The following is a 26,716-nucleotide window of genomic DNA, read 5'->3' as shown; positions in this document are numbered from 1 at the left end:
AATGAATATAATGCAAATTTCATAAAGTTATAAAAAGTTTTGCAGTATAACAATAGACAGTTGTTATTTATTACTGATGGTAATTGTCGGACAGCCTGTTTAGCCTGGGGGCAGTTCACACCTGCCTCAGCCGCTCTACCAGACCAATGCCTTTTTCGATCAGCTCGAATTGCTCAGCAATGCTGCGCGGATTCTTTTCGTCCTGAAGGGAATCTGCGATACTGACCATTTTTTTAAAGAGAAGGTTTTCCAGCACATCGCGGTCTCCATGAGCTGTAGAAACCATGGATGGTGCAGTCCTTTTCCCTGCCCGGACGGCGGGCGCAGTCCGAACTTCAGGAACCGTTCTTCCGACCTCTTCAGCCTCATAAGTAGTCTCTGGAATCTCTTCTTCCACAGACGGGAGAACTTCATCTTCTTCATCTTCGGCATCCGGCGTTCTTTGCCCGAACCTTGCTTTCTGTCTGCGTGCCTGTACTTTATTTCTGGTCTCAAAAGAGGATCTGTCTCTCTCAGTAGAAGATCTGGCTTCTGGGACCCGGACTTCTGCCGCAGGTTCGGGAGCCGGAGTTTCTTCCTTTTCTTCCCGGACATCACAGATAGGGCAGATTACCGTGCCCTGATAACGAAATTTTGGAGCTCCGCAGACTTTGCAGTGTTCGGCAAGCATTGTGCCTCCGAGTTCCAGGAAACGGGCTATACGCTTTACTTTTTGGTCTTTTTCAGAATCCATATGCCTAACATTCCTTTTTGCACAGTTTATCACTTATTTAATAAGATTTTTCCTGTAGCTCCCTCTATATGAAACTACCTTTATCATGCACAAAACGGAAAAGGGTCTGTATCCAGAATCGTATAGAGAAGACGCGGACACAATCGGGCACACGGATTACCGATAATATTTTATATAACGAGCCTGTCTAACACTAATTTATTAGCTCTAATTTTTAATCATAATTGACTGCGAAGGTGATTCAAATGTCATCAAATGATTCAGCAGAAGTTATCAAACAATGTCTTCATGTCCTAGAAAGCATAACCAGTGACTCTTCAGTTCCAAGAAATATCAGGCGTTCTGTGAATGAAATCATAGATATCCTGAACAAAGACTCCGAACCTCTGTTCCTTAGAGCAGCATCAAGCATTTCCATTCTCGAAGATGTAAGCAACGACCCGAACCTTCCTCTGCACACGAGGACTCTGATATGGAATCTTTCAAGCCAGCTTGAAACCATTCCAGTAGATGAGTAAAGCCAGAGAAAACAAAAGAATTGTTCTAATCCTGTAAAAAGGATTTTTTCTGAGAGTATCTTAAAGAAAGAATTTGGCTCCCGGAAAGAAAAACGCTCAGATTCGTTTCTTGAGACGATTCTGTTAAAAATCCCGAACTTTATTTGATTCTAAACTAAGAGCCGAAGGGAAGCGACTTAGTAAGATAGTCGCCTCCAGCTGCTTTTCGAATCAACTTAAATGATAAGGGATACCGATAAGGTAAAAACCTTTTTCATTTTTTTTCGACATAACTATTATCTTTTCTCGATTTTTTTCTGAATCGAATTTCAAATTCATACTATGACCAGGGCTTCAAAAGGATAATAAATGTATAGAGTTTATACGTGAAAGAAGAGATAAAAAGAGGAATAAAGATATAAAGAACCTCATAATCAGTTTATACAGAATAAAGAAAATTATAAACTATACAGGGCAACAGGTTCAGGCCATAGACATAATACAGTTAAAATAGACATAATACAATTAGAAGGGAATGCTGAGATATAGGCATAGAAGCTTGAAAAAGCATATAAAAACCGAAAACACATCTAAATGTGTAAAAAAATAGAGAATAACTTGATACCGGTGGAAAGCCAGTATCGTGAACTTCCCCAGGCCAAAACCTGAGGGTTTTACGCTTCATTCCATAAAAATATAAAAAGCTTACAGGGGGGCAAAAGTAATGCTGAAAGAAATTTCTATACGGATAAGGGAGAATTTCGAGGTTAAAGATAAGATCAGAGAAGAAGGACTGAAAATTTCAAGGGAAACTGTCAGGGAATGCCGGACAGCAAGCTTTGCCCTGCATGGGAAGGACTTTGAAAAAGCCGGTAACAGCATAGAGGCAGCTGGAAGAGCTTTAAAAAAGCTTGAATCACGGTTCGAAGGACATGCTGATATTTACCACGCCGGATTTGTAGAACATGCCCAGCAGGAATATACGGAAGTTTCAGTTCTCTACATCCTTTTAAAAGACGAAGGAAAGACACAAAATCTTCCGTCTCCGGATGAACTGAGAGTTGAGTACGCTGCCTATCTTAACGGGCTTGGAGATGTAGTGGGAGAACTCAGGAGACATGTCCTTGACCTTATCAGGGAAGATTCCTTTGAAAAGGCCGAAGTATTTTTAGGGATCATGGAAAATATCCATGCAGTCCTTATGGACTTTGACTACCCTGACGCAATAACCGGAGGGCTCAGGCGAAAGACAGATGTATCCCGCTCCCTGATAGAAAAAACACGCGGCGATGTGGTAAACTCAATTCAGCAGAAAAAGCTTGAGCTTGCAATGCAGAGCCTGAAATCCAAACTGTAAGATAATTATCTCCTTTTCAGCCTGGCAGAACTACAGGCTGAGAAGGAAAGATAAATAAATTTCACAATAACCACTAAAATCATTTACTATTTAGTGTAGTTAAATTACAATTTAACCCTCAGATCAATTTAGCCCTCCGATACCTGAAGTCCATTGTCCAATGCACTTCGCCGGGTCGCCAAGCAGTTCAACATATGCATATAAACGATAAAACCGTAAGGGTCTGACAGATCCAGAATTCCAATAATCAGTTACAAGAGGATATCCATGAGATTTGATCCAGAAAAAATAAAAAAGGATGCAAAAGAGAATTTTGACCTTGCCTGGAACGAGGGTAAAAAAATGGTCAAAACACCTACCCTTAACGAACGCTACCCGAGAACTACCCTGAGATACGGGAAGGCTCACCCTGTTTATGATACAATCCAGAAACTGAGGGAAGCCTATCTGCGCATGGGTTTTGAAGAAATGATGAACCCTCTTATAGTTGATGAAAAAGAGGTTCACAAGCAGTTCGGAAGCGAAGCCCTCGCAGTCCTTGACCGCTGTTTCTATCTTGCAGGGCTACCCCGCCCCAATGTAGGGATTTCTGACGAGCGCATTGCACAGGTAACAGAAATCCTGGGCGACATAGGGGACGAAGGAATAGACAAAATCAGGAAAGAACTCCACGCTTACAAAAAAGGGAAGGTTGAGGGAGATGACCTTGTTCCCGAGATCTCAGCAGCTCTCGGGGTTTCCGATGCCCTTGTAGCTGACATGATTGAAAGGGTTTTTCCTGAATTCAAAGAGCTTGTACCCCAGGCAAGCACAAAAACGCTGCGCAGCCATATGACAAGCGGCTGGTTCATTTCCCTCAGTTCCCTCCTTGAGAGAGAAGAGCCTCCATTCCACTTCTTCTCGATAGACCGCTGTTTCAGGAGAGAGCAGCAGGAAGATGCCTCAAGGCTCATGACCTACTACTCAGCTTCCTGCGTGATCATGGACGAGGACGTGACCGTAGACCACGGAAAAGCCGTTGCCCAGGGGCTCCTCTCCCAGTTCGGCTTTGAAAAGTTCCTCTTCAGGCCCGATGAAAAACGCAGCAAATACTATGTGCCTGACACCCAGATCGAGGTCTTTGCCTTCCACCCGAAACTCGTGGGCTCGAACTCCAAGTACTCTGACGGCTGGATTGAGGTTGCAACTTTCGGAATATACTCTCCAACAGCCCTCGCAGAATATGATATTCCGTACCCTGTCATGAACCTCGGGCTTGGGGTCGAAAGGCTTGCCATGATCCTGCATGATGCCCCCGATGTCCGCTCCCTGACCTACCCACAGATTCCGCAGTACAGCGAGTGGGAGATGCCTGACAGTGAACTTGCAAAGCAGGTCTTTGTAGATAAAATGCCTGAGACTCCGGAAGGGCAGGCTATTGTAGATGGCATCGTTTCTCAGTGCGAACTGCACGGAGAAGAGCCAAGCCCCTGTGAGTTCCCTGCCTGGGAAGGGGAGATTTGCGGAAGGAAAGTAAAAGTCTCCGTAATCGAACCAGAAGAGAATACAAAACTCTGCGGTCCTGCAGCCTTTAATGAGGTCGTTGCCTATCAGGGGGACATTCTGGGAATCCCGAATAACAAGAAATGGCAGAAAGCTTTTGAAAACCACTCTGCAAGGGCAGGCATACGTTTTATAGAGGCTTTTGCTGCCCAGGCTGCCCGGGAAATTGAAGAAGCCGCAATGTCCGGAGCAGATGAGCATATTGTCAGGGTAAGAATTGTCAAGGTCCCCTCTGAAGTCAACATTAAAATAGGCTCTACTGTCCAGCGGTATATCACAGGTAAAAATAAAAAAATAGATTTCAGAGGCCCGATCTTCACCTCCGTAAAAGCGGAATTCAAGTGAAATAAGCAGTAAAAACAGGAATGGGCCGTATGCAAAGAGAAGAAGTACCGTTTTCAGGATATCCGGAACTTAAAAGGTTGATGGAAACTGGAGAGCCTGTATGTGTAACCTTTGAGATAGAAGAAGGGGATACAAAAGGAGAATTCCGGGGAACAGTACCATTCCAGGGAACAGTACCATTCCAGGAAGCAGAGACAAAAGAAAAAGTAGCCGGAAAAGGAAGTGAAGAGCTTCCTGAAAAATCCGGCTTTCTCTTTTGCGAACTTGTGCAGAAAGCCCGCATGGGAGAGAAATTTCGGATTTCCGGACAGAGCTGCTCTCCCGGAGACTATGTCCTGGGGCTCTCTGAGGAAAGCCCTTCTGAATATTACCTTAAATCCGGAAGATACAGGAATATGCAGGCTGCAGAAAAAGCAGCCCTTTCCCTTCCAAGATTAAAGAGAAAATTTTGTTCCATAGTGATCGAGCCGCTTTCCCTTAACAGGGGTAATTTTGATGTGTTAATTCTTTTCCTTAAACCTGAGAAAGCCATGCGCATTGTCCAGGCGAATGCCTATTCTGAAGGAAAAAGGACAGTAATGGACACAATGGGTGCAGCTTCAATCTGTGGAGATTGTACTGTACTGGCCCTGGAACAGGGTATGGGTTTATCTTTCGGGTGTAAAGGGTCAAGAAAACACAGCGGATATGAGGATTTTGAAGTTCCCCTCGGGATTGCTTTTGGAAAAGTCGAGGAAATTGAAGAAGGACTTTCAAAACTTCCCGAAACAACTCATTAAGAGGCGCTGGATAAAAAAGAAGAAATAAACGAAGAAATAACAGGCACCGATCAATTTTTTGTCAGATTATTTTATCGAATAAGTCTACTACACTTTCCAGCCCGACAGCTTTTAATTGATCCGGAGAAACAACTGCAACGGTTCCCAGAAGAAAGATCAAAACAAGGGCGTAGACAAAACTTTTCAGTAAAAAAGAGCTGACTGAAAAACTCTTTTTGCGTTTGCTGTCATCAACTTCTTCTACGAGTCCTTCATATCTGACTTTTACACTTGACCAATCGGCACCATCTCTGTTTGATTTACCTGAAGGGTTTCCGTCTTCAGAATCCTGGTGCTTTCCGGAAGAGACATATTTGGACCAGTCAATAGTTTTAGATTCGGAAGGGGAATTGGATTGGCCAGAGTTCAGAGGATCACTGGAAGATTTGAACGGAACATAGGAAATGGTAGTCGATCTAAAGGGAGATTTAGAGCCTGACGGCATATCGGGAATATCCGGAACCTGAGAGTCGTGGGCAGATTCCTGGCTATTGGAATTCCCAGGAGTGGCAAAAACTTCAGTTGCCTTTTCTTCCGGGGGCAAAGACCTATCATATGCCGTTCTTTTTTGGGAGTCTTTGAGAGTTTCGTAAGCTTCCTTGATCTTTATGAACTTTTCATGGGCATCAGGGGACTTAGCTCTGTCCGGATGATATTTTTTTGCAAAATAGTGATACCTGTCTTCGACCTCCTCAGGGCTTGCACCTCTGGGAATATCGAACAACTGATAATAGTCCACTGCTTTTCACCCTCTGAACCTGTATATTTATTATTGAGCCGTTAATCGATTAAGCAATTAATCATTGAGACCTTCTGGCCTTTCTATAGTAACACTTCGCATGATTCCGGTCCCAAGGTCTTTGGCTGTAGCATTTATTAATCCGTTAGCGTCAATGTCAAATGTAACCTCTATACGCGGGATGCCTTTTGGAGCAGAGGGGATATTATCGAGAACAAGCGTTCCTAAGGTAACGTTTTTTGATGCAGCTCGTTCCTCTCCCTGAAGGATTTTCCCTCTCACGACCCTCTGATTGTCGTAATGGGTGGTAAAGATTTTACTATTTCTTGTGGGAATTGTTGTATTCCTTGGAATTACTGGCGCCATCAAATCTCCCACGGTTTCAAACCCGAGTGTAAGAGAGGTTACGTCAAGAAGCACAAGGTTGCCTGCGTCAACCTCTTCCCTGGGAGACTTAAGATATTCATTTCCAAGGATTCCTGCCTGAACAGCAGCCCCCATTGCTACCACTTCGTCAGGGTTAATGTTCTGAAGAGCCTTTTTTCCCATGAACTCTTCTACAGCTTTCACTACAGCAGGTATTCTGGTAGAGCCTCCTACAAAAATAACTTCATCAATTTCTGAAGGAGAAAGCTTTCCATCCTGCAGGGTTTTTTCCATAATTGATAAAGTTTTCTTAACAAGGTCCTCTGTCATCCTGTCGAACTGGTCTCTTGTTACATCTATTTCCAGGGTTTTACTTTCAAAAATATAGGGCAGGTTAACATTTGCAGTTGTGAGAGTGGACAGGTCAATCTTACAGCGTTCTGCAGCCTCCTTAATGCGCTGCATCGCCTGCGGCATATCTGAAAGGTCCTTGCCTTCAGCCTTCTGGAACTCGGCAAGTAGATGTTCAACAACCCGCCTGTCGAAATCATCGCCGCCGAGTTCGGTATCCCCGCTGGTAGCCAGTACTTCGAAAATTCCGTTTTTAATCTTAAGAATTGAAACATCAAAAGTACCGCCCCCCAGGTCGTAAACCAGAATTTTCCGGTTATCAATCCCATCTTTCAGGCCGTAAGCAAGCGCAGCTGCGGTAGGTTCGTTTATGACTCTAAGCACTTCCAGACCCGCAAGTTCGCCTGCCTTTTTTGTTGCAAAGCGTTGAGAATCGTTAAAGTAAGCAGGGACAGTAATTACCGCTTTTTCAACGGCATCCCCCAAGTATTTCTCCGCATCATGTTTTAGTTTTTGAAGGATCTTTGCGGAGATTCCATGAGGAGTATATTTTTCATTATTCAGTGACACCCTGTAATCGGGTTTCCCCATATTCCTCTTTATGGATTGGACAGTATTCTCATGGTTGGAAATCATCTGCCTTTTTGCAAGCTCTCCTACAAGTAACTCATTCTTCTTTGAAAAACCTACAACTGAAGGCGTAAGCCTTTTTCCTTCGGAATTGGTAATGACCTTGGGTTCACCAAGCTCAATTATCGCCATACAAGAATTGGTGGTTCCCAGGTCGATGCCCAGTACTTTTCCTCTGATATTTGCCGTTGGCGCGCCCCCAAAAATTTTATAATGTGTTCCAGAGATATTAAGTTTTCTAATAATGTGATAAGTATATATAGTGAATTAAATTGCGGATATTGAGCAAACATAAAATATAATATTTACTTAGATATAAAAGATTCTTCTTGAGATTTTTTATTAATACAAAGGAAATTAGATTAAAAAAAGTTTTCGCTGGAGAGAAATAATCTAGCGTCAAAATCTTAACCTTTTTCAAAGAAAAGGTAAAGCATGAAGATTAACAACATAAGTCACAAAACCATAGAAAAAGGAGAATTAGGCACATTTTCCACATCAGCTAATATGTTTTGCAGTTGCAGAAAAGAACATAGGATTAATTGGAATTAAATATTTACACTTGAAATTGAAGTTGAAAAATAGTTAGTAAGTGACGAGATATAACAAGTAAAAATATTATGTAAGAAAGAGGGAGTAAGATTATATAGTAGTTGATTAAATAAATTTTAGGGTAAGGCATGGAAGAGAGTAGATTTATTTTTAGAGTAATACATTAAGTACATTATCATGATGCCTTGCTAAATTATGATGCCTTGCTAAGTTATGATACTTACTAAATTATGATACTTGCTAAATTATGATACTTGCTAAAATTGCCTGACAGCTTAATGTGATAACTTAAACATGACAGCTTTACCGTTTACCTGAGAATGGTCGGTATCACCTGATACTTCTGTGCCGGGATACATGTTACTTTTGCCTGTTTTAACCTGAAATTAACAAGAGAAAAGATCACTGTTTTCGTATTCCAGGTAGAGAAATGAATATATCTTTGCTTCCGCTTATTTGTCCTTATTTGTTTTTATCATTTGTTTTTCCGCGTAATTTCCAGGTAATTTTTCGGGTTATTTGCTCCGGTTATTCTGGAAAAAGATTGACTACTGAAATATAGATTGAGTCTTTTTAATCTGGTCTTTTCTGTTAAAGAAATCCGGTATAAAACGAGTTCATCCCAGGCTGTTCTTTAAAGGAAACAAATACCAAAGTACACTTATTACAGAGAGACCTACGGGATGAGTTTATATAGAAGTACAAACATGTAAAATGCGATTTTAATTCCATAGCTATTCCAAATTCACACTAATGGAGGATTTAAATCATGGCAGGACAGCCAATATTCATTTTGAAAGAAGGAAGTAAGAGAACAAGAGGCAGGGATGCCCAGAGTAACAACATTATGGCCGCAAAGGCAGTAGCCGAAGCAGTCAGAACAACCCTCGGTCCCAAAGGTATGGACAAAATGCTTGTGGACGCAATGGGTGATGTGGTCATCACAAACGACGGGGCAACCATTCTCAAAGAGATGGACATCGAGCACCCTGCAGCAAAGATGGTGGTAGAAGTATCCAAGACCCAGGATGATGAAGTGGGAGACGGAACCACCAGTGCAGCAGTAGTCGCAGGAGAACTTTTAAAGAAAGCTGAGGACTTAATCGAACAGGAAATTCACCCGACAATCATTGCATCCGGATACAGGCTGGCAGCCGAAAAAGCTGTTGAAGTCCTTAACTCCCTGGCAATGAATGTAGATATGTCTAACCATGACCTGCTGGTCAGCATCGCGGAAACCGCCATGACCGGAAAGGGTGCAGAGGCCTCCAAGAGACTCCTCTCCGAAATTGCCGTGGACGCTGTCACAAGCGTTGTGGACACAAACGAAAAGAAGAAGACAGTGGACAAGGACAACATCAGCGTTGTCAAGAAAGTAGGCGGCAGAGTCGAGGATTCCGAGCTTATTAAGGGCATGATCATTGACAAGGAAAGAATCCACTCCAATATGCCTGAGAAAGTCAAGGACGCAAAGCTCCTCCTCCTTAACAGTGCAATCGAACTCAAAGACACTGAAGTAGACGCCGAAATCTCAATAACTTCTCCTGACCAGCTCCAGTCTTTCCTTGACCAGGAAGAGCAGATGCTCAAGAAGATCGTCCAGAAGGTAATCGGCAGCGGTGCAAACGTTGTCTTCTGCCAGAAGGGTATTGAAGACCTTGCCCAGCACTACCTCGCAAAGGCAGGCATCTTTGCCATCCGCAGAGTCAAGAAGAGCGACATGGAAAAGCTCGCAAGGGCAACAGGCGGCAAACTCATCACCAACATGGATGAAGTCACCTCCGAAGACCTCGGATACGCAGGACTCGTGGAAGAGAAGAAGGTTGGCGGCGACAACATGACCTTTGTCACAGGTTGCAACAACCCCAAGGCCGTAACCATCCTCCTGCGCGGCGGGACAGAACATGTAGTTGACAGCATTGACAGCGCTCTCGAAGACGCTCTCCGCGTTGTAGGCGTTGCAATCGAAGACGAAAAGCTCGTTGCAGGCGGCGGCTCCCCTGAAGTTGAGGTTGCCCTCAGACTCCAGGAATACGCAGCAACCCTCGAAGGAAGGGAACAGCTTGCGGTTAAGGCCTATGCCGAAGCCCTCGAAGTCATCCCCAGAACCCTTGCAGAAAACGCAGGTCTCGACCCAATCGACATGCTTATGGAGCTGCGCTCCCAGCACGAGAAAGGCATGAAGACCGCAGGGCTTGATGTCTATGAAGGCAAGGTCGTTGACATGTGGAAGAACTTCGTAGTCGAACCCCTCAGAGTCAAGACCCAGGTCATCAACGCAGCCACAGAGTCTGCAGTCATGATCCTCAGGATCGACGACATCATAGCTTCTACCCGTGCAGCCCCTGGCCCTGAAGATATGGGCGGAATGCCCCCAGGAATGGGCGGAATGCCGGGAATGGGCGGAATGCCCCCAGGAATGATGTAAATTCCTGAAAAATAAGTTAAAACCGAAAAGTGATTGAATCCAAAAAAGGTGCAGTTTCTTTACTGCTCCTTTTTTAAAGTTCAATCAGGAAATATTCTAAGCCTGAAAGCCTGTTTCCGGCCTCTCACCGGAAAAGCCATGTGAATCTCCGTTCACTTATTCTCTTTCAGGCTTCTTTTCAGGTTTTTTGAATAATCAGGCTATTTTTGCAACAAAAGTCTTATAAACGAATTTATAAAATATAAAAGAATTTTTTGCGAATTAAATCATTTTTCAGCCTTTTTTAAGGCAGTTAAGGATGTCCTCAGCTTCATACCTTGTTTTTATTATCCTTGTCCTGCCTCGCTTGCCCTTGCCTGTAAAGTCAGCGTCCACATAGTTGAGAGTCTGAAGCCTGTTGACCATGCCGTAAAAACGGGTGTATCCGAGCTGTGTCAGCTCGTGGAAAGATTTGTAGAGTTCTCCAGCCTTAACATCATCTGTCCTTGCTATCAGTTCAAGCAGCTGTTTTTCAGGGTCTGAGAGGAGGCTTATGCCCCTGCACAGGTGGAGAAGTTTGGAAGCCTCGTAGGCTTTTTCCACATCTTCTGATAAGATCATGCGGCTTCCCCTGCGCTCAGCGTTGAACCCTGAACGTCTTAGAAGATCGATTCCAACCCTCAAATCCCCTGTTTTTTCCACATACGAGACAACAAGTTCCAGCACTTCGTCAGAGATTACTCTCGGGTAAAAGCCGTACCTGACCCTGTCCTTAAGGATGTCCAGAATCTCTGCCTCCCCATACCTTGGAGAGGATATTTCTTCAGGCAGGAAAACAGAGTTGACCCTTGCGTCCAGGCAATAAAGATCAGATGCATCGTTTACGATCCCGATAACCCCTATCTTTGCTCCGGGGTACTGCTCGTGAGCCCTGAGCAGGGAATACATCACTTCGTTGGCGTGTCCCTCACAGCAGAGATAATTAAGGTCGTCCAGCGCCACAATCAACACTTTTTCAGAAGAAATCAGGAAATTTACAACGTTTTCAAAGAGTTTCCGAAAAGCAATCCCGGAATTCGGAGGAGAGATCCCGAACAGTTGCCTGTAAATCCTGGAAATTACGGCAAAACGTGTGGAATCAATCTGGCAGTTGACCTTTACAGCCACAACACCCGGAGCATGAGCCTCAACTTCTCTGAAAACCTTCATAACCGCACTGGTCTTCCCTGTTCCTGGAGGGCCGACCAGCAAACAATTTAAAGGCCGCATGCCGCGCAGGGCAGGTCTGAGCGCAAACCTGAGCGCATTTAACTGTGAATCCCTGTGGGGAAAATATTCCGGGAGATAATCCGGCTCAAGTACCGAAAGGTCCTTAAAGAGGGTTTCGTCCCAGAGTAGTATATCGTTGCCTGTCAAGGAAACTTGCTCCTTTGTTATTGATGTATCCTTTATAATGTATCCTTTTGCTGCTGGATTTTTGTCACGGGATCCTTGCAATTGCCGGATACTACTGATTGAGGGCTGGCCTGTAAAAGTATGTTTGAATGGCTGGATCTCAAGAGAGTGCAGTGCAATTAAATAATGTGAGTTCCACAGTTTGAACACAGGTTTTAAAAGGTCAAACTCCCTGTTTAATATAAATAAGTAAAATTTTTGGTAAATATATCTATTGCTCTGTTTAAATTTTTAATAAATATGTATTATTACGTTTTAGCTTTTTTGAATTTTTACTGGATTAATAACTACTTTTGAACCATTATTTTGTAGTTTGAGTAATCATCCAGAAAAATTAATAATCCAGTAATATAGCAACCAATCTCCGGGTAAAGAAAAAACTTATGATTTAACCCTGTTGACGGTAGTTAAGATACTTTATAAATAATTACTAGAATATTAATTAAAGAATCATTAGAGAATAATTAAAAATATCATAGATTCCTGAGTATATATTTGAAGATTGGCGACATATTTGAAGAATGAGTACATATATACTCAGTATTCACAGCGGGATGGGGAGAATTAATATGGAAATTGAGTCAAAATTTTTGGTACCGGAAGAGACAGATTTTAAAGAGCTTGAAAATCTCTCCAGGCTTTCATCTTATACTATTTCTGAAGCTCAGATCCAGATAATTGAGGACACTTTTCTTGATACTGAAAATAAAGACATTATGGCTGCCGGGTATTACCTGAGAGCGAGAAAAGCTGCAGGAGAAAAAGGGAAATGGGTGACAATCAAAAGTCTGGGAGGTTTTGAAGGCGGGACCCACAGAAGAGAAGAATATGTAAGTTTCCTGCCGGAAGGGCTTTCCGTGCTTGAATGCCCCACTCTCCGGATCAGAAATATGATTTTTGAGTTTACCTCGGGGCTTGACCTGTCTCCACTTATTACTCTCAAACAGAAAAGGATAATTCGCAAGTTAAATCTTGAAGAAAAGCATGTAGCTGACCTCTATCTGGACAGGGTAAATCTCAAAAGCGAAAGCAGGAAAAAACTCTACAATGAGTTTGAGGTGGAACTTAAAAGCGGAGGGACTGTTGATGACCTTGAGACTATCCGGGATTTCCTGCTCAGTCATTACAGCCTTGTAGAGAGCCCTTTTTCCAAGTTTGAAAGAGCCTATATTTTCAGGGAAAACCTTCCGGAAAAAACCTTCCTGAACTTGAAAGAAAGAGCAGTCTGCGCACAGCTTGCAGGTCACAAAAACATATACGGAAAGCAAGCCAAGATTCTTCTATTAATTGACAGGGGCAGTAATCCTGCAGAACTCAGCCTTCTACTTAAAGTCCCGGAACCGGAAATAGAAGCTCTGCTCTCGCGGTTTGAAAAAGAAGGGCTTCTAGTCTTTCCTTTTACAGGAACTAAAGAAAAAACCCCTGGAAAAAGCCTGGCATTTCATTTTCAGTCCGGAAGAGGGGAACCCCATAAAGGCTGGACTGAGATGGGCATTGAGGAATGGACCCCTGAAGCCCTTATGGAACTGTATGGAGTTAACAGAGAAAGAGCAGAAAATATCAGGGCAGGGACCCTCGCCCTCTTTGACGGGCTTTCTGCTTATCACGGGCTCGGAAAGGAGGAAAAGGAACTGCTCGGCCTTGCAGCCCTCCTGCAGGATATCGGAAGTTCAGTATACAGAGGAGAAGAAGTCATAATGAGCAGAGAAATTCTCCTTACCCATCCGATTAAAGGACTGAAACTAAATAACCTGCAAATGCTTGCCCTTATCATGGAGCTTCAGGATCCCGAAATAAGTGAAAAAAAGCTTTCTGTAGTCCTTGAAGAAGAGAATACAGGTCTTTCTCCGGCTTTTCAGAATAAAGCCCTCATTCTTACAGCTTTTCTCCGGATTGCAAATCTTTCCGACAAAGGAGCTCAGGGGTTTCTGCCCTCCAGGTTCAGGCAACTTGAGGGATCTGTCGAAATAGAACTGCTGGGACCTGATGCAGAAAAAACTGCAAAAAAGGCGGAAAAAAGAAGTGAACTCTGGGAATATCTCTTCAGCACCAAACTCCGATTTACGAAGGCAAGGGAACCTCTTGAATCCGGATACTCAGAAAGAGCCCTGGAAATAGACTCGGGAAGAGCCTCAGAAAAAAAACCACGAGAAGAGAGAGAAGAAGCTGAAGAAAAAGGAGGAGAAAAACCCCGGGGGAAAGTTGAGGACAAAACTGAAAAAAGAATTGAGAAGAAAAAAAGAAAAGAAACTCAGAAATTCACGGTCATCCCGGAAGATTCCATGGCCTTTGTTGCGCACAGGATCTTTACATACCAGTTCTCCCAGATGCTCGCCCATGAAAAAGGAACCCGAAAAGGAGAAGACATCGAAGAGCTGCATGACATGCGCGTTGCGGTCCGCAGGATGAGGGCAGCAACAATAGTCTTTGATGAATACCTTGACTCCGAAAAACTGGAGCCTCACCTTAAAGGGCTCAAGAGAACACTTGGTGCCATGGGAGGAGTCCGGGACCTGGACGTTTTCCGGGAAAAAGCGGAAACTTACCTGAAAACCCTACCTTCCGGGCGTGAACATGACCTTGACCCTCTTTTTCTTACACTTGCGGAGGAGAGAGAAAAAGCCAGGGAAAATATGCTCGATTACCTTGACAGTGAAAAGTACAGCCGTTTTAAGAAAGACTTTTCGGACTTTCTGGACTTTCCGGAAACCTGGGCTCTCCCCACAACTACGGAGAAACATGACTCTCTGCCGCACCGGGTAAAGGATGTACTTCCTTCGATCCTCTATGCCCGTTTAGCCGACATAAGTGCCTACTCCGAATGGGTGGAGGGACCCTATGTTTCGGTTGAGAGGCTGCACAGGCTCAGGATTGCTGCCAAAGGGCTGCGTTATACTTTAGAGTTCTTTGAGGGCGTACTCGGGAAAGAAGTTGAGACCTTAATCAAAGATTTCAAAGTTTTGCAGGACCACCTTGGAGACCTGCATGATGCAGCAGTTGCAACCGGAATGCTGGAATCTTACCTGAAGACCGGGACCTGGGGCCCTTCAGAAAGTGAAAAGGCATCGAGTGAAAAGGTATCGAGTGAAATGCAGATTTCCGAAAGCCCTGGTGGAGTGGAAGCTTACCTTGCTTACAGGGAGGAAGAACTGTTAGCCCTGCTCAACACTTTTCCTGATGCCTGGGAAAAAATCCGGACCGAAGAGTTTAGGAAGAGAATTGAAAGTGCAGTCAGAAACCTGTATGAAGGCCTCTGAAGGACTTAAATTAACTTTTAAAAACCAGTTTAAATTGGAAAAATTCAATTTTTGAAAAGGCTCCACTTTTGAGGAAATTCTGTTCCTGAATAAGCTTCAGTCCCGTGGGACTTCCTCAACTTCGACGCCCCCTTCAAAAACTACTGGGGCTCCCACAGCCTGTTCTATAAGTACTTTGGACTGGAGAGAGTATCCAAAAATCTTCTTAAAGAATTTTTTCTGTTTCTCAACTTCCCAGATTTCGAGCTGGCACTCCTGCTGGGCGTGCATTTCAAGCACAAGACCTTCGGTGGAAGCAATATAGAAACGGACATGGGATACAATACCGGTATGGGTACGGTCAAGCCCTTCGGCAATACGGAGAAGGGCACTGAGCGCCCTGATACTTTTTACAGCTTCTTTACTTAGCCCTGCAAGGTTGGGATGCTTCTTTTTAGGGATGTTTTTCCTGTGGAAATATGCAAGGTTTGCAATGATTTCGATTTCTTCAGGCTGGAAGCCAGGGAGGCAGCTTTCTCTTATAAGGTGATAGGCATGTGCCTGATGGGTATCATATGAGAGAAATGTCCCTATATCGTGCAGGGTCGCGCCGTACTCAAGAAGCTCTCTCTCACTTTCCTGAAACTCATAGACCCCAAGAGCCTGAATGCTGTCAAAGAGTTCAAGGGCAAGCCTAGTAACGATATGTGCATGTTCTTCGTCAAAGTTGCAGGCAAGGCCAAGCTGCATGATGCTGCGTTTTCTTACCGACATCTGCGTGACCATATAAGAGAATTCGCTCTTTGAGATATAGTCCACGAGCAGCCCTTCCCTGAGCCCGCGCTTGCTGACCGTAATCTCTGAAAGTTCGAGTTCCTCCATAAGCGTCTCGATGATTGCAGCGCCTGAAAGAATGATGTCTGCCCTCTGGGAGTTTATCCCCGGAAATTTGCGCCTCTCTTCAAGCGGCAGGGCGCACATTGCCCGGACAATTTTCTTCAGGTCTTCGTACTCCAGCTTCTCGAAACTTTCATGGGCTGTTTTATGAAGGTAAACAAAAGCGATTTTTGCAAGGTTTTCGATAGTCCCCGAGCTCCCAATCACACAGCCTACCCTGTACCTGGAAAGTTCTTTTGTTATATCCGCAGTCTTGCGCCGTATGTAGGCTTTGATCTGCTCATAACGCTCCTCGGAAACCGGACCTGTTTCATCCGGAAGAAACATGTTTGTCAGGCGGATTGACCCGAGATTAAGGGAATGAAGGAAGTAACACTGGCTCTGGTCCCCTACCGACACTTCAGTGCTCCCACCTCCGATATCAATAAAAAGGGCTTTTGAATAACCAAGGCGGAGTCCACTTGAAACTCCCAGATAAATCAGGCGGGCTTCTTCTAGCCCCGAAATCGTGCAGACCTCAAGGTTTGCCTCTCTTTTAATCATTTCAAGAAACTGGACCCTATTGCTCGCATCCCGGGTTGCGGAGGTTGCCACAGCTATGATCTCTTCTGCCCTGTAAGCCCTTGCAAGTTCCATGAACTTTTTACAGACAACGGTTGCCCGCTCCATTGCTTTTAGCTGCAGGATCCTGTCTATAAACTCCTTTTCTCCAAGCCGCACCGTTTCCTTCTGCTTGGTCAGGGGCTGGTAAGACCCGTTGGAATTGATCCGGACCAGAAGAAGCCGGACTGAGTTAGTCCCTATATCAATAAACGCAACAACCCTGCCGTCGGAATTTTTCTCGGGTTCCATTTATGACCACCTGAAAGCCCTTCCTTTCGTTTTTCGAGAAGGATTAAGAGAGCTTCATAAACTCCACAATATCAGTTTACATTTTGATTCAATTTGAGATTTATTTTCCGGATAGTATTTTCCTGAGTTCTATCTTTCTATATATGTGAAATTGTAAGTTCAAAAACCCTGCCCATGTCAATTACCCCTGAGCTAAAGACTCAGGGGTTTCCTGCTGAGGTTTTATGAAACTCCAGAGAGTAGCATAAAAATTTCAGGTGGGAAAGGAAAACACAGAAAACTAAAGGAACAATGGAAAAGGGAAAGAAAAGAGAAAACAAAAAGGGGAGGGGAGAGAGAAAACAAAAAAAGGATTATGAAAGTTTTCTTTCAGCCGTTTTCCGTTTTAAGCTCCCAGACACCTCTGTTCTCAAGCATCCAGAGCTGAGAATCCAGTTCTTCTTCATCGGGCTGCGGGTAGATCCTTTCAGTCCTGCCATTAGGGAGGAGAAGGCGAGCTTTTATGTTATCTTTCAGGTGGGTACCGAGGATGACATCGCGCATGATAGGAATGTAATCTGAAGATACTGGAAAGAGAACTTCGACCCGGTTGTCAAGGTTGCGGGGCATAAGGTCGGCACTGCCCATAAAGATCTCTTCTTTTCCACCATTCCTGAAATAATATACCCTTGAGTGCTCGAGAAAACGCCCGACTATAGAAGTGACCCTGATATTTTCGCTCAGCCCGTAAATGCCGGGCCTGAGGCAGCAGATGCCCCTGACAATGAGGTCTACCTTTACTCCAACCAGTGAAGCTCTGTAGAGTTCCCGGATGCACTGGTAGTCCACCAGGGAATTCATCTTGAAAAGCAGGTGACCGTCCCCAAATTTCTCGTGCAGGTCAATCTCGCGCCTGATGCGTTCAAGGATCTGATGCCTCATATTCTGCGGAGCTACCAGGAGCTTGATATAATGGTCCTTCCTGGAATAACCTGTGAGGGCATTGAAAAGGTCAGAGACGTCTTTGCCTATGAAAGGATCACTTGTGAGGTAGCCGAAATCAGTATAGAGTCTTCCTGTGACAGCGTTATAGTTTCCCGTGCTCATATGCACATAATATCTGATGCCTTCTGTTTCGGCTCTTACAATAAGGCACATCTTGGCATGGGTTTTGCGTCCGGGAAAGCCGTAGGCTACGTGAACGCCCTTACGTTCAAGTTCCTTTGCCCATCCAATGTTATTCTCTTCGTCAAAGCGGGCTTTAAGTTCGACAAGGACTGCAACCTGCTTGTTCCGGTCCGCAGCTTTCATAAGAGCCTGGATAATCCTGGAGTTGTCATCTACCCTGTATAACGTCATTTTAATTGCCAGAACATCCGGGTCATCAGCGGCTTCTTCAACCAGGTCGGTTACCGATTCGAAACTGTCGTAAGGGTGATAGAGAAGGACATCCTTCTTTTTCAAGGCGGTAAAAATATTTTCCTTATTAGCCAGAGAGGAATGTTTTCTCTGCTCAAAAGGCTCATATTTGAGTTCCGGACGATTAATTTGCGTAAGCTTCATGAGGCTTGAGAGGCCCAGAGGCGCCGCTGCCCTGAACATCAGAGGAGGAGTTAGCTCCAGGTTCTTAAGGAGAATATCAGAAACCCTTTCAGGCATAGTATAGTCGGTTTCAAGCCGGACAGCAGGCCCGAAGTAGTTTCTCCCCACCCTCTGCTTAACAGCCGTCAGAAGGTCCTTGTCCCCGTCCTCGTCAAAGCCGAGATCAGCATCTCGTGTGATCCTGAAAGGATAAGCTCCGAGGATGCGCTGTCCGGGGAACAGCAGATCGAGGTTTGCAGCAATCAGCTGTTCGAGCCACACAAAACGCCCTGATTTTAGTTCTTCAAAACTGGAAATTATTTTTTCCTGGCCTTCTTCAGGAACAACGATCAACCTTGTGAACAGAGGAGGGATCTTGACCCTGGCAAAACGTTCCCCGTATTCCAGGTCATCAATAAGTACGGCAAGGTTAAGACTGAGATTTGAAATATGGGGGAAAGGATGACCTGAATCGAAACCAAGGGGAGTAAGTAGTGGAAAAATATTTCTTTCGAAGTAGTCCCTGAGCTTTTCTCTATCTTCTCCGGAAAGCTCAAAGTAGTTAAGGACTTTAATTCCCTTTTCCCTTAGAGCCGGTTCGAGCACTTCATTCCAGCATCTGTCTTTTAGAGGAAGCTGCTTTAGAAGTTCTTCCCGGATGACCTGCAGCTGCTCCTGAGCCAGTTCATCTGCGCGGTCTTCCTTTGCCCCTTCAGTAATACGTTTCTTGACCCCGGAGACCCTGACCATGAAAAACTCATCAAGGTTGCTCCCGAAGATGGAAAGAAACTTAACTCTCTCAAACAGAGGATTACGTTCATCCAGAGCTTCTTCGAGTACTCTGTCATTAAACTGGAGCCAGCTGTATTCCCGGTCCGCATAAAGGCATGGATCACTCAGGTCAGGCATACCTGATACTTCAACCCGGACCCCATCAACACTATCCGTAACCAATCTATCAAAATCTGCACAATGAATTGGGAAGTTACGCTCCATTCCTATCACGCGTAGCCTGGGTTTTGTGTTTCTTCAGAGCCATCCTCAAAAATATAAGAAGATCGGAATATAAGATTTTTGCCTGTTTCATTATTTGACATTATTATCAGATGTTCATTCAGTATAATTAGCAGGGTTTAAAAGAAGATAACCTCGAATCTACTCAACAGCTAAAATAGCCAGTTTTCGGAAAAATTTTCCCTGAACTGCGTATCAACCCTTTCAATAACCATTAGCCGACTGAGTTTTCTATTCCCTGTCCGAGGCAAGGCGCATCTTCATATAAAGTTATCGGAGATGCATTGACACTAAGACGTATATAAACGTTTGGATTAACAGGAATGTAAGAACTGCCCGAAATCTTAGTCAACTCACTACTATTTATTAATATATAGTACTAAAGACTTATAATATTATCTCTTAGAAAACAGAGAAAAATAAACAAAAAATTAGGCACAATGCCACAAAAAAGAACATAGCGTATCTACAAAACCGAAAACAACAAGATAGTATCAGGGAAAACCGTCAAAAACCGCCAGAAAATACCACACGTGTTTGAAATAAATATATGTTAGAAGAAATTTATAAATTGCCCTGATAGTAGAATATAAGATATAGATTTTGACTTGAAAAAATATCCATTAACATTCAAATTGCCTTTTAATTTTTAAATTTGTCCATTAAATGGGCATAAAATTCCTGCTCTTTTCCTGTGGTCTTCCTCAGTAACCTTTCTACAATCAACTCAGGAGTGCTTCTTGCCACACAATTGTATACCGGGTTTCGGTTTACTATAAGTTCCAGGCTGGAATCCAGACCCTCGGCTTCGATTCCGTCCACTCTGATGTCTGTCCCGGTGTTTTCAAGGATCAATTCCGAAAGATGGGAGACAAAAACCCCAAGGCTCTCTTCGCTCCGGGAAAGGTATTCAAGGATCCCTGCTATGATCCGGGCTGAAGCTCCGGGTTCGGTAATTGATTCCAGCTCATCGGCAAGCACAAGTTTTCCGGAAGCTTCGGATAGCACGGAAAATTGCTTGAGGGTTGTTTCAAAGGCTCCTGCATCAAGCGTTCCTTTTGATTTTCCAAAATAATAGAATTCTTCTACAGGTCCCAGCTCAAGTTCTTTTGCAGGGACAGGAAAACCCATGTGGCCGAGTACTACACACTGGGCAAGCAATTCAAGTAAAGAGGTTTTGCCCCCGGAGTTCACACCGCTCAAAAGTACAACCCTGTTTTCCAGGCCCTCCGGAGAAAAACGCGTTTTTCCGACGGAATAACTGACAGGGTCAATTTCTCCGTACCTGGCTTTCAGGAAAAGGTTTTCTCCCTCTTCAAAGCCAATTCCAGCTTCAGGGACGGTCTCCGGCATTTTCAGCCGGAACTGCGCGGCAAAGCAGGCTATGGAAAAACCCAGGTCAAAGTCAAGGACCTCCCTGACAAGCCTTTCTACAGGCTGACGGAAGGTTGAGAGGACTTTTGCAAGCTCCCTTTTGCGAGTAAGCCTTGCTTTTTCAAGGGACATATTCAGTTTTTGCCTGAAAAGCTGCAGCTGAGCCTGTTCTACCCTGAGAGGATAGGAAATTTCGTCGGAAAAGAGAGAGTCAAGCATCAGTTTTTCCTGTTTCTGGAAATTGAGCTTTTCTGCGAGTCCCTCTTTTACGGCTCCGACCTCGCCTATGTAGACCCTGTGGAGTTCTTTTGCAAGCAGGTCTTTAATTTCCATTCCCCCGCTCACAAGCTTGATGAGTTCCTGCCCGCTCAGGGTAAGAGAACTTGCTTCGAGTTTCAGGTTCATGTGCTGGTTTGCCTCATTTAAGGCAGAGGTCAGCACAGGATCAAGGTTTTTCAGGGCAGCTCCAAGCCTGTCAAGTTCGGGGTCAAAACCCTCAACAGGCTTTCCATCCTCTCCCACTTTTAGAAGGGCTGTTTTAAGGGTCTCAAGATCCTCTTCTGAGAGTTCCTCAAAGAAATCAAAGCCTGAAGACCGCAGAGTTGATACTATATTCAGGCAGGCAAGAATGCAGGCCAGGTTCCTTGCAAAAAAAGCCAGCTCTACTTCAGGCAGGATCTGCCAGAATTCCGCTTTTGAAGGGTCCTGGAGAAATTCGGGGTCAAGCCCTTCAGGAAGATCAAAACTAAGATAAGTATCATCAAAAATAATCACACTTGAGTAGCCTCTCGCGAGATCTACGAACTCTGAAAAACTCTCCACCGCCTGGATAGGCAAAAATGCCTGGAACCTTTCCCTGGCTGCATCCAGAGTTTTCTGGTCCCCGGAGAGGATGATCCTGTCTCTTACCCGCAGGTTTCCCGGGATCGGCCTTAGCTTTTTCACGCTGGAAAGGAGATTAAGGAACGCCTTATCTGCAGAGAGAACATCTGCCAGCTCCAGGTACTCTCCTACAAAAGCTCTCCTCTCCTGAATAAGGTCCATACGGGATGCAGGAAACGGATAAAAAAGGTCCAGCTTGTCCCTCGCATGCGGAGTGTGGGCAAACGTCTTTATCAGCTCAAGCAGGCGGGAGTACAGGTCAAGAGCTTCTTTTGTTTTCAGAAAATCGGAAATTGCACATCCTTCAGCCTGGGCCCTGACATCCCTGGCAAGGGAAAGAGCAAATGTATGGCTGACCCCGTTTACCTCGGAAAGCGAAGCTATGTCTCCTTCAAGAATTGCCTGGAGAGCTGCATCCTCACTTCCAAAATGCTCGACAAGCCTGCTGGCTACTCGCTCACCTATTCCATGAAGTTCCCGTAAGCCTGAGAGTTGCTGAGAAGATGCCATATTCAAAACACTTTTAGAAAATCAATTGAACCGGATCCTATGCCCGAATGTTTTCAGTTCAGGAGGAGCTCAAGTTCTTTTTCAAGATCGGAGCGCATGGAAGCTGTGTATCCGTGCGTTTTTTCAGTAACATTATACATTGCCTTCGGTTCTTTTGCAAGGTCAAAGGTCCTGAGTGCCAGTTCATGGGAGATTACAGTATCATTAAAAGAATGAATCAGCACAAGCCTTGAAGGAGGCAGGGCACTTAAGTAGGTGTCAGGGTCAATTGAGCGGGAGAAACGATAAGCTTCGGAGTCAGCTATGCCGGCAGGGTCACCCTCTTCAATGCCGTACCCGGAAGTACTGATCCCTATAACTCCTTTAAGGGAAGGGTCAAGGGCACAGGCAATAATTGCAAACCTGCCACCGTTACTTTCCCCGAGGATTGCAAGCCTTTCAGGATTTATTTCAGGCTGGACGGAAAGCACATCTGCGGCTTTGAGGGTATCGTAAACCATAAGGTATTCAACAGGTTCAAGCCCTGCCCTGAAAAGTTCGAGATCTCTTTTAATGTTTACTGCGCCCTGATTACGCTGGTCAAGGGCAAGGGTTACATACCCCATTTTAGAGAGTTCGGCAGCCAGCCCCTGTTCACCTTCTTTGCTAACTCCTGCTCCCGGAAGCAGAACTATGCCGGCGGAAGAAGAAGAAGAAGAGTTTGCAGGAACCCTCATTAGAGCCTGGACTTTTTCGCCTCTGCTCTCAAAAGATACCAGTTTCAGAATATCCGGATCTTCAGGAGAGTAAAGGTCTTCAATTTCCTGAACCGTAAACACAGGCTCGTCCCTCGGGGGAAAAGATAATGTGCCTGCCTTCGAAATCTCCCACGGAAGAGTTTCTCCTATGGAATTAGAGGGGTTGTACATGACCCCGAAGATACCCATAGCTATCAGGAGAAAACCCAGGAAAAAAACTAAGGGTTTCGGGATTCTGGCGCCTGAAGAAGCTTTCTTCGTTTTCTTGAGTTCTTTTTTTCCAGAAATATGCTTGCTCAAGGGAACCCTGCCAGAAAACCGTAGTTACGGCCAGAAGCCGTTTACAGCACTTAAGAATAATACTACTATGCCCGCAAGGGCGCCGGCAATCAGAACTGTTTTGGGTTGGATGTGAACCGCATTTTTGTCAGCTTCGTAGTAGCGCATGAGCCCTGCTGAGGACTGAAGTCCGGTACCTGATTTTTTAGCCATGAGTAAAACACCTTATGAATGCATGTGATATTGATTATGTGATATTGATTATGTGATATTGATTAAAAGTTACGTTCTTGATTGGAAGTTACATTTAATTAGAAATTTAGTTTAAGATTTGGATTCATTGGATCAATATTCGTTATCGTGATATCCTGTGATAACCATATGAAGTATTATTTTTGGAATATGTATTTAGGTATAAAATTATCCGTGTGTTTATATATATTTAATTAATTATTTATACATTTACTTATTTACTTACTTATTTAATTATTTAATTATTCATACATTTACTTATTTATTTACTTATTTAGGAATATTATCTTGAAATTAGAAAATGTAACTCAACTGTAAATTTACTGTTAGTTTTGAACTACTCATTTAGATAGTTACCAGATAATTTACAGTTCTCATATATAAATCCTGCAGAGCTATTCCGGAGCAATCCTGCGACAAGAAAGGAAACCTGTGATCTTAAGGATCTAAGGATCCGAAAAATCAGAGACTGAAGACCTTAGATCAGAACCTCGTCCAGCAGGAAAGGCGGGTAAAATGCGCCTCTTTCAGTGATTACCGCAGTCACATTTTCCATGGGAGTCGCATCAAAAGCAGGATTATAAACCTCAACATCTTTTGGGGCAAGCTGTTCGCAGCCTGAGAACCGCAGTTCGTCAGGATTTCGCATTTCAATCTTTACACTTCCTTCCCAGCCTTCGAAATCGAAAGTAGAGACCGGGGCTGCCACATAAAAGGGAATTTCATGCTCTTTTGCAAGGATAGAATGCGTATAGGTACCGATCTTGTTAAAAACAACATCCTGGGTAATTCGGTCGGCTCCTACGAGCACGCTGTTTACGAGCCCCTGGCGCATTGCCCAGCCAGCCATCGAATCTGCAATAAGGGTCACAGGGATTTTATCCTGCATGAGTTCCCAGGTGGTGATCCTGCTCCCCTGGTTCAAAGGTCTTGTCTCACAGGCAATAACTTTGATATTTTTGCCTTCTGCAACAGCCGAACGTACAACTCCGAGAGCTGTACCCCAGTCAACACAAGCAAGCCTTCCTGCATTGCAGTGCGTGAGTACGGTATCTCCATCTTTCAGGAACTTTGATCCGTATTTACCTATGAGCTTATTGATTTCAATATCCTCTTCTGCAATATCCCGGGCTTCCTGAAGGGCAATATCCCGTACTCCCTGAACATTGAAGGCATCAGAAACTGCTTTTAAAACCCTGTCCACACCCCAGCCAAGGTTTACGGCCGTAGGGCGGGTCGATTTAAGTGCTTTTGCCGCAACCTCGAGGTCACGGATTATGGATTCGATATCTTTTGCCCCGCTAAGGAAAGCTGCCAGAGCAATTCCAAAACCTCCTGCAGCACCGAGTGCAGGTGCACCCCTGATCCTGAGAGATTTTATAGCTTCACAGAGCGAACTCAGGGTTTTGCATTCTATTACCCTGTACTCCTGCGGGAGCAAGGTCTGGTCTACCAGCACCACAGAATTGGACTCTTCGTTCCAGTCAATTGTCCTCATTAAATCACTTTCCGATGTGAAAATCAGGTTCTGCCGGGAAATCTTCCGACTTCCTTTTCAAGCCACCCATCCAATAAAAACCTATTCGACTCTTCCTTCTACAGGTGTGAGTGTTTCGTTTCCCGATCACTATCAGACAACCTGAAAACTTGAATAAGGGGCTCAAATAAAAAATATCTGTTTCGGATTAAAAATAACAATACAAGATAACAATACAAGATAACAATACAAGATAACAATACAAGATAACAATACAAGATAACAATACAAGATAACAATACAAATGATGTTTAGAAGCCGAGCATCAGATTAATAATTTTATTTCATTATAAGCAAGCATGTATAGAGTAAGTCTGAGATATAGATAAACAAACATGATATTTATTTAGCAAAGGGCAAAGTTAGATATGTTAGATATGTTAGAATATAATAGATTTATAAAGTAACAGTACAAATAAGAAAATATTTAAAATCCATAGTTGAGACACAGGAAGATTCGTAATTTCAGGAATCATAATTTCATTAACTGCCCCCAGACTAAAGACCTGGAGGTTTTACACTTCTTCCTATAAATTTCATGGACCTTGAATCCGTAAATCCCTGGATCCATAAATCCCTGGATCCATAAATTATGAAAGTTTTGGAAGTTTTGAGAATCTGTCGTTTCATGCACGTTGTGGTTTATGAGAGTCAGGGTATTCATCGGAGAGTAAGCGCTTATGACAAAAATAAAAATAGCAATTGCAGGAATCGGGAACTGTGCAAGCTCTTTGATACAGGGCATCGAGTACTATAAAACCGAAGATAAGGATCCCATAGGACTTATGCACAGGGACATTGGAGGGTACGGGCCCAGCGATATCAAAGTTGTTACTGCCTTCGACATTGATGCAAGGAAGGTAGGAATAGATGTATCCGAGGCCATTTTTGCTCCCCCAAACTGCACCGCGGTTTTTTGTCCTGATATCCCCTCCACAGGTGTGAAGGTTAAGATGGGCAGAGTTCTTGACGGGTTCTCTGACCACATGAAGAATTATGGGGAAAATTACACATTTGTTGTCAGCAGAGAGCCTGAAGCCACAAAAGCAGACATCGTAAAAGAACTGAAGGATTCAGGAGCCGAAATGCTTCTTAATTACCTTCCTGTCGGTTCTGAAGAAGCTGTCCGTTTCTATGCCGAATGCGCTCTTGAAGCCGGAGTGGCTTTAATCAACAACATGCCTGTTTTCATTGCAAGCAATCCTGAGTGGGCAAAACGGTTTAAAGAAAAGAATATTCCTGTTATCGGAGACGATATCAAAGCCCAGCTTGGAGCAACGATTACCCACAGGGTCCTTGCAGACCTATTTGAAAAACGCGGTGTAAAGCTCGAAAGGACATATCAGCTGAACACTGGCGGAAACACCGATTTCCTCAATATGCTCAACAGGGACAGGCTTGTTTCCAAGCGTGAATCCAAGACGGAAGCCGTCCAGTCCGTGCTCTCGCATAGGCTTGAGGATGAAAATATCCATATCGGACCGAGCGACTACGTTGCCTGGCAGAAAGACAACAAGGTCTGTTTCCTTCGCATGGAGGGCAAGCTCTTTGGGGACGTGCCCATGAACCTTGAACTGAGGCTCTCGGTAGAAGATTCCCCTAACTCCGCAGGTGTGGTAATTGATGCCATTCGCTGCTGTAAGCTGGCTCTTGACCGCGGGATAGGAGGAGTGCTGTACTCCCCGGCTTCCTACTTCATGAAGCATCCGGCTATCCAGTACCCTGATGATGAAGCATACCGCAGAACCGAAGAGTTCATAGCCGGAACACGAGAACGTTAAAGCAAGACGGAAA

The 26,716-nt window shown here is 44.2% G+C and carries 17 protein-coding genes; 7 read left to right on the top strand and 10 right to left on the bottom strand.

The window, feature by feature from the left end:
- Positions 1-115: 115 nt before the first annotated feature.
- Entirely contained in the window at positions 116-733 is a 618-nt protein-coding gene (locus tag EO93_RS03195; protein WP_048161098.1) for an Sjogren's syndrome/scleroderma autoantigen 1 family protein, read from the bottom strand.
- A 245-nt stretch (positions 734-978) separates the two neighbouring features.
- On the opposite strand from EO93_RS03195, the gene EO93_RS03190 reads away from it, so the two are divergent.
- The 4 genes from EO93_RS03190 (at position 979) to EO93_RS03175 (ending at position 5,253) form a co-directional block, all read left to right on the top strand.
- Positions 979-1,251 (top strand): UPF0147 family protein, encoded by a 273-nt coding sequence (locus EO93_RS03190; protein WP_048135465.1) that lies wholly within the window; start codon positions 979-981, stop codon positions 1,249-1,251.
- A gap of 703 nt (positions 1,252-1,954) precedes the next feature.
- Complete coding sequence (locus EO93_RS03185; protein WP_048161097.1) at positions 1,955-2,587, top strand: haloacid dehalogenase; 633 nt, start codon at positions 1,955-1,957, stop codon at positions 2,585-2,587.
- A gap of 267 nt (positions 2,588-2,854) precedes the next feature.
- A complete protein-coding gene (gene sepS / locus EO93_RS03180) occupies positions 2,855-4,474 on the top strand; it encodes an O-phosphoserine--tRNA ligase (RefSeq protein ID WP_048161096.1) in 1,620 nt (539 codons plus the stop codon).
- Between the two features lie 29 nt (positions 4,475-4,503).
- The gene (locus tag EO93_RS03175) at positions 4,504-5,253 is read left to right on the top strand and encodes a DUF169 domain-containing protein (RefSeq protein ID WP_048161095.1); all 750 of its coding nucleotides are present in this window, start codon (positions 4,504-4,506) and stop codon (positions 5,251-5,253) included.
- 61 nt (positions 5,254-5,314) lie between these two features.
- Here the strand turns inward: EO93_RS03175 and EO93_RS03170 are convergent, their stop codons facing one another.
- Both EO93_RS03170 and dnaK read right to left on the bottom strand, forming a co-directional pair.
- Positions 5,315-6,031 carry a J domain-containing protein gene (locus tag EO93_RS03170; protein WP_048161094.1) on the bottom strand — a complete coding sequence of 239 codons (717 nt, stop codon included), beginning with the start codon at positions 6,029-6,031 and terminating at the stop codon, positions 5,315-5,317.
- A gap of 57 nt (positions 6,032-6,088) precedes the next feature.
- A complete protein-coding gene (dnaK, locus tag EO93_RS03165; protein ID WP_255350192.1) occupies positions 6,089-7,543 on the bottom strand; it encodes a molecular chaperone DnaK in 1,455 nt (484 codons plus the stop codon).
- A gap of 1,156 nt (positions 7,544-8,699) precedes the next feature.
- On the opposite strand from dnaK, the gene thsA reads away from it, so the two are divergent.
- Positions 8,700-10,358: a thermosome subunit alpha gene (gene thsA, locus EO93_RS03160; RefSeq protein ID WP_048161093.1), complete on the top strand. Its 1,659-nt coding sequence runs from the start codon at positions 8,700-8,702 to the stop codon at positions 10,356-10,358.
- Between the two features lie 273 nt (positions 10,359-10,631).
- Here thsA and EO93_RS03155 read toward each other — a convergent pair whose 3' ends face one another.
- Positions 10,632-11,753, bottom strand: a complete 1,122-nt coding sequence (locus tag EO93_RS03155) for an ORC1-type DNA replication protein (RefSeq protein ID WP_048161092.1) — start codon at positions 11,751-11,753, stop codon at positions 10,632-10,634.
- A 608-nt stretch (positions 11,754-12,361) separates the two neighbouring features.
- Between EO93_RS03155 and EO93_RS03150 the strand changes: the two genes are divergently transcribed.
- A complete protein-coding gene (locus tag EO93_RS03150) occupies positions 12,362-15,049 on the top strand; it encodes a CHAD domain-containing protein (RefSeq protein ID WP_048161091.1) in 2,688 nt (895 codons plus the stop codon).
- 96 nt (positions 15,050-15,145) lie between these two features.
- Here the strand turns inward: EO93_RS03150 and EO93_RS03145 are convergent, their stop codons facing one another.
- The 6 genes from EO93_RS03145 to EO93_RS03120 all read right to left on the bottom strand — a co-directional run bounded on the left by EO93_RS03145 (position 15,146) and on the right by EO93_RS03120 (position 24,883).
- Positions 15,146-16,777 (bottom strand): Ppx/GppA phosphatase family protein, encoded by a 1,632-nt coding sequence (locus tag EO93_RS03145; protein ID WP_048161090.1) that lies wholly within the window; start codon positions 16,775-16,777, stop codon positions 15,146-15,148.
- Positions 16,778-17,146: 369 nt separating this feature from the next.
- Positions 17,147-19,333 carry a polyphosphate kinase 1 gene (gene ppk1 / locus EO93_RS03140; protein WP_052735373.1) on the bottom strand — a complete coding sequence of 729 codons (2,187 nt, stop codon included), beginning with the start codon at positions 19,331-19,333 and terminating at the stop codon, positions 17,147-17,149.
- Between the two features lie 660 nt (positions 19,334-19,993).
- Positions 19,994-22,117, bottom strand: a complete 2,124-nt coding sequence (locus EO93_RS03135; RefSeq protein WP_048161088.1) for an endonuclease MutS2 — start codon at positions 22,115-22,117, stop codon at positions 19,994-19,996.
- A 53-nt stretch (positions 22,118-22,170) separates the two neighbouring features.
- Positions 22,171-23,154: an alpha/beta hydrolase gene (locus tag EO93_RS03130; RefSeq protein ID WP_235284089.1), complete on the bottom strand. Its 984-nt coding sequence runs from the start codon at positions 23,152-23,154 to the stop codon at positions 22,171-22,173.
- Between the two features lie 24 nt (positions 23,155-23,178).
- Complete coding sequence (locus EO93_RS03125; protein WP_048135448.1) at positions 23,179-23,346, bottom strand: preprotein translocase subunit Sec61beta; 168 nt, start codon at positions 23,344-23,346, stop codon at positions 23,179-23,181.
- Positions 23,347-23,863: 517 nt separating this feature from the next.
- Positions 23,864-24,883 (bottom strand): S-methyl-5-thioribose-1-phosphate isomerase, encoded by a 1,020-nt coding sequence (locus EO93_RS03120; protein ID WP_048161087.1) that lies wholly within the window; start codon positions 24,881-24,883, stop codon positions 23,864-23,866.
- Positions 24,884-25,602: 719 nt separating this feature from the next.
- On the opposite strand from EO93_RS03120, the gene EO93_RS03115 reads away from it, so the two are divergent.
- Complete coding sequence (locus tag EO93_RS03115; protein WP_048133105.1) at positions 25,603-26,703, top strand: inositol-3-phosphate synthase; 1,101 nt, start codon at positions 25,603-25,605, stop codon at positions 26,701-26,703.
- Positions 26,704-26,716: the final 13 nt, after the last annotated feature.

The sequence above is a fragment of the Methanosarcina sp. 1.H.A.2.2 genome (assembly GCF_000979975.1).
Lineage (GTDB): Archaea > Halobacteriota > Methanosarcinia > Methanosarcinales > Methanosarcinaceae > Methanosarcina.
Note: the sequence above shows the minus strand (reverse complement) of the source record. Positions and strands in the feature narration are given on the sequence as shown.